This is a genomic window from Aeromonas sp. s6 (assembly GCF_040907815.1).
GTDB lineage: Bacteria > Pseudomonadota > Gammaproteobacteria > Enterobacterales > Aeromonadaceae > Aeromonas > Aeromonas caviae.
Window position 1 is genome coordinate 1 of record NZ_JBFOCN010000035.1, and the last position, 3,661, is coordinate 3,661.

The window sequence follows — 3,661 nt, forward strand, 5'->3', positions numbered from 1 at the left end:
CGGATTGATGCCATTCTGGAAGCGCTGCAACTCAAGCTCAATGAAGAAGGGCTCATCGATTTCGACCTGTGGTGCCTGGACGGCTCCAATGTCAGGGTATCCAAAGATGCTGCCGGAGCGCGTAAAAAAACACTCCGGTGAATCAAGCACTTGGTCGCTCTCGTGGTGGTTTTGGCAGCAAAATTCACTTGGTCACTGATGGTAATGGTTTACCGCTGGGGTTCTGCCTTTCGCCGGGGCAATCAGCGGAAATCAGATATGCGACAAGTGCGTTGGCCATGGCAAGGATCCCGACTTCATCAGGCCGTTATCGCACGCGACCAACGCATCTTGCCGCAGATAAGGCCTATAGCAGCAGGGCTTTGCGGGCCGAACTCCGGCGCAGAGGGATAAAAGCAGTCATCCCGCAGCGCAGCGACCAGCAGCGGCACCATAAGGGACGACCTCTGGTATTAGACAAAGCTCGTTATCGCAGGCGAAATGTGGTCGAGCGGTGCTTCGGATGGCTGAAGAAGTTTCGCCGATTCTCAACGAGATATGAAAAGCTGGCGGGAAGTTTTGCTGCTTTTATCAAGCTGGCTTTCTGCCTTCGTTACTTACGAGAGCTATTGGTGGACAGAAAACCAGCATTTTGAGAACACAGCCTAGCGAGGGAGAGGGGGTTTGGTTACTGCGAATAATCCCAGTGGCGGGGGCGGGATCCTGGGCTAGCCCCCAGACGGGGAGTATTTCTCGTTGTGTTTCATTCGAATATGGCCGTCATGGTCCCGTCATCCGGGGCGGGACCTTGAAAAAAATCGGAAAAAGGGAAAAGAGAGGGGCGACCCGGGGTCAGGAAAGGCCGATTTTATCATTTGCCAGGCAAATAGAACCTGGCCATTGCATGAATTTTGCAAATACCCTTTGGGGGGCCGCTCACAGGGATGGCACGGGAGGCTTGTCTATCGGGAAGCAGACTGGCAACATTTGTATCACATTTACTCATCGGATCAGTTTGCAATGGACCTGCAACGCCTCAAAGCCAACCTCGCCCTGCGTCTGTTCGCCTGGCGCTACATTCCCGTCATTGGTTTCTGTGCCCCCGTCATCGAGCAGATGGACGCCAGGGCGCTGCGCATCCGCATTCCGCTGGGCTGGCGCACCCGCAACCACCTGGGCAGCATGTATTTCGGGGCGCTCGCCACCGGTGCCGACCTGGTGGGGGGGCTCCTGGTCATGGAGAAGGGGCGGGCGCGGCGCAAGAAGGTGCATTTTGCCTTCAAGGATGTGCAAGGGGAGTTTTTGAAGCGCCCGGAGGGGGACGTGCAGTTTGATTGCGCGGCGGGGGAGCTTATCGACGCCATGATCGACGAGTCCCTGGCGAGCGGTCAGCGCATCAACCGCCCCATCCAGGTGGTGGCCACCTGCCCGTCGCGCAACGGCGACGAGGCCATGGCCCGCTTTGTGCTGACCCTCTCCATCAAGGCAAGCTGAAGGCCAGAGGGCGCTTGGCGCCCTTGTTCAAGCCGGTATCAAAGGATCTCGGGACTGCTCCCTTCCTTCACCACGGCCTTCATGCTTCATGCCGTTGAAGTTGACCGCCCGCTCGGCCACTGTGCTGGGTAGCGCTTGCGTGGCAGGGCGTCAGGATCAGAGGATCTCGGGGCTGACGCCTTCTTTCACGACTACCTTCATGCCGTTGAAGTTGACCACCTGCTCGGCGACTATCTTGCAGCGTTTGCGGGTCTCGACCTGACCGTCCACTTCCACCAGGCCCTCGGCGACCAGCGCCTTGGCGGCACCGCCACAATCGGCCCAACCCTGATGCTTGATCAGGTCACACAAGGCAACGAAGGGGTGACCTTCGAGCAGAAACGTCTCCATGGGAAATCCTCTAGCTGGATGAATGGCTGAAACAGCGGGGGCTCATTCTAGGCAGTTAGGCGGGGCAGGGAAAGGGCCCGGGCCGAATTGCCCCGAAAAAGGGGCGAGCACAGGCAATAAAACCAGCCCGACCGGGCTGGTTGTATCTCTGGGGGCCACTGGCGCTCAAGGGAGTTTCACCACCGCTTCCCCCGTCACGGCGAGGGCGCCGCCCTGGGTGAAGATGCGGGTGGCCAGGGTGGCGATGGGCTTGTCGCTTCGAAGGGCAATCACCTCCACCTCCGCCGTCACCTCGTCCCCCACGAACACCGGGAGCGTGAAGGAGAGGCTCTGGCCCAGATAGATGCTCCCTTTCCCGGGCAGTTGCTGCCCGAGGAGCCCGGAGAAGAGGCTCGCCAGCAGCATTCCGTGGACGATGGGGCGCTCGAACACCGTCGTGGCGGCAAAGTCCGGGTCCAGGTGCAGGGGATTGAAATCCTCCGAGAGGCCGGCGAAGGCCGCCACCTCGGCCGGGCCGAAGCGCTTGGTCAGGCGAGCCTTCTGGCCCACGGCAAGGGGTTGTGTACTCATGCGGGTTCCTCTTCTTGCATCCTGACGCCGGCAAACACCGGATTGAGCCGTACCTTGACGTAGCTGCCGGGGGCCGCCTCCAGCCCCTCGACAGGCTGCCGGGCGGGGACGGGTTCTGCTTCGTCACGGTCTTTGATAAAGCGCATCATCTCGGGCCACCAGGAGCCGCTCTGGTGGGTCGCCCCCGCCAGCCACTGCGCCGGGCTGTCCGCCTCGACCTCGCTCTGCCAGAAGCCGTATTTGTTGGCATCCGGTGGATTGATGATGCCGGCGATGTGCCCGGATTCGGCCAGAATGAAGCGCCGTTCGCCCCCGAACAGCGCCATGCCCTGCCAGGTTCCCTGCCAGAGGGCGATGTGATCGTCCACGGCGGACACCAGCAGCACCGGGGTCTTCACCTTGGCGAGAGCGATGCGGGTGTGGCGGATCTTGAGCTCCCCCTTCACCAGCTGGTTTTCCAGGTAGAGTCGGCGCAGCAGGCTGTTGTGGATCTTGCCCGCCACGTTGGTGCTGTCGCTGTTCCAGTGCAGCAGATCGGATGCCACCGGGCTCTGGCCCTTGAGGTAGCTGTCGATGTAGTAGTTCCAGTAGAGGCTGTTCTCCCGCAGCAGACTGAAGGAGACCGCCAGCTGGCGCCCGTCCATGATGCCCCTGGCCTCGTTCTGCGCCTCCAGCGCCGCGATGATGGGCTCGTGGATGAAGATGCCAAGCTCCCCGGGCTGGGAGAAGTCCAGCAGGGTGGTGAACAGGGTGGCGCTACGCACCCGCTGCTTCTGGCGCCGCGCCGCCAGCCAGCCCATGGCGAGTGACAACGCAGTGCCACCGATGCAGTAGCCGATGCCGTGCACCTCCCGCTCGCCGGTGGCTGCCTCCACGGCGTCCAGGGCGGCGATGACCCCGTCCACCACGTAGTCGTCGAGATCGACCTGCCCCTGTGCCACCCCCGGGTTGCGCCAGGAGATCATGAAGACCGTCTGCCCCTGGGCGACCAGCCAGGCCACCAGGGAGTTCTGGGGGCGCATGTCCATCTTAAATGCGAAAGGGGACTCCCTCCGACGTAGGTGGGAGGGGAATTTCGCCGGGGCGTCAGCCCCGCTGGTTTTGAATGTATTGCTTGATCACCTCCAACGGTGCTCCGCCGCAAGAGCCCGCAAAGTAAGAGCGTGACCAGAGTACGGGTTTGCTGTAAGCACCTCTCAAGTCCAGAAATTCATTACGCAGTCGCCTT

The 3,661-nt window shown here is 61.3% G+C and carries 4 protein-coding genes and 2 pseudogenes; 2 read left to right on the forward strand and 4 right to left on the reverse strand.

The annotated features are described in order from the left end of the window. Together AB5Y50_RS05315 and AB5Y50_RS05320 are read left to right on the forward strand one after the other, a co-directional pair. Nucleotides 1-635, forward strand: a pseudogene (locus tag AB5Y50_RS05315) (IS5 family transposase); the annotation flags it as partial. Nucleotides 636-999: 364 nt separating this feature from the next. Then, nucleotides 1,000-1,473 (forward strand): DUF4442 domain-containing protein, encoded by a 474-nt coding sequence (locus tag AB5Y50_RS05320; protein WP_010674883.1) that lies wholly within the window; start codon nucleotides 1,000-1,002, stop codon nucleotides 1,471-1,473. Between the two features lie 156 nt (nucleotides 1,474-1,629). On the opposite strand, the gene ybcJ is transcribed toward AB5Y50_RS05320, so the two are convergent. The 4 genes and pseudogenes from ybcJ to AB5Y50_RS05340 form a co-directional block, all read right to left on the reverse strand. After that, nucleotides 1,630-1,863 carry a ribosome-associated protein YbcJ gene (gene ybcJ, locus AB5Y50_RS05325; protein WP_010674882.1) on the reverse strand — a complete coding sequence of 78 codons (234 nt, stop codon included), beginning with the start codon at nucleotides 1,861-1,863 and terminating at the stop codon, nucleotides 1,630-1,632. A gap of 165 nt (nucleotides 1,864-2,028) precedes the next feature. Then, a complete protein-coding gene (locus tag AB5Y50_RS05330; RefSeq protein ID WP_010674881.1) occupies nucleotides 2,029-2,433 on the reverse strand; it encodes a MaoC family dehydratase in 405 nt (134 codons plus the stop codon). Next, nucleotides 2,430-3,461: pseudogene (locus AB5Y50_RS05335) on the reverse strand (alpha/beta fold hydrolase); the annotation flags it as partial. The pseudogene AB5Y50_RS05335 and the gene AB5Y50_RS05330, both read right to left, overlap by 4 nt. A gap of 58 nt (nucleotides 3,462-3,519) precedes the next feature. Then, nucleotides 3,520-3,661: transposase (locus AB5Y50_RS05340; protein ID WP_319861765.1), on the reverse strand; the 142-nt coding region annotated here is incomplete at its 5' end.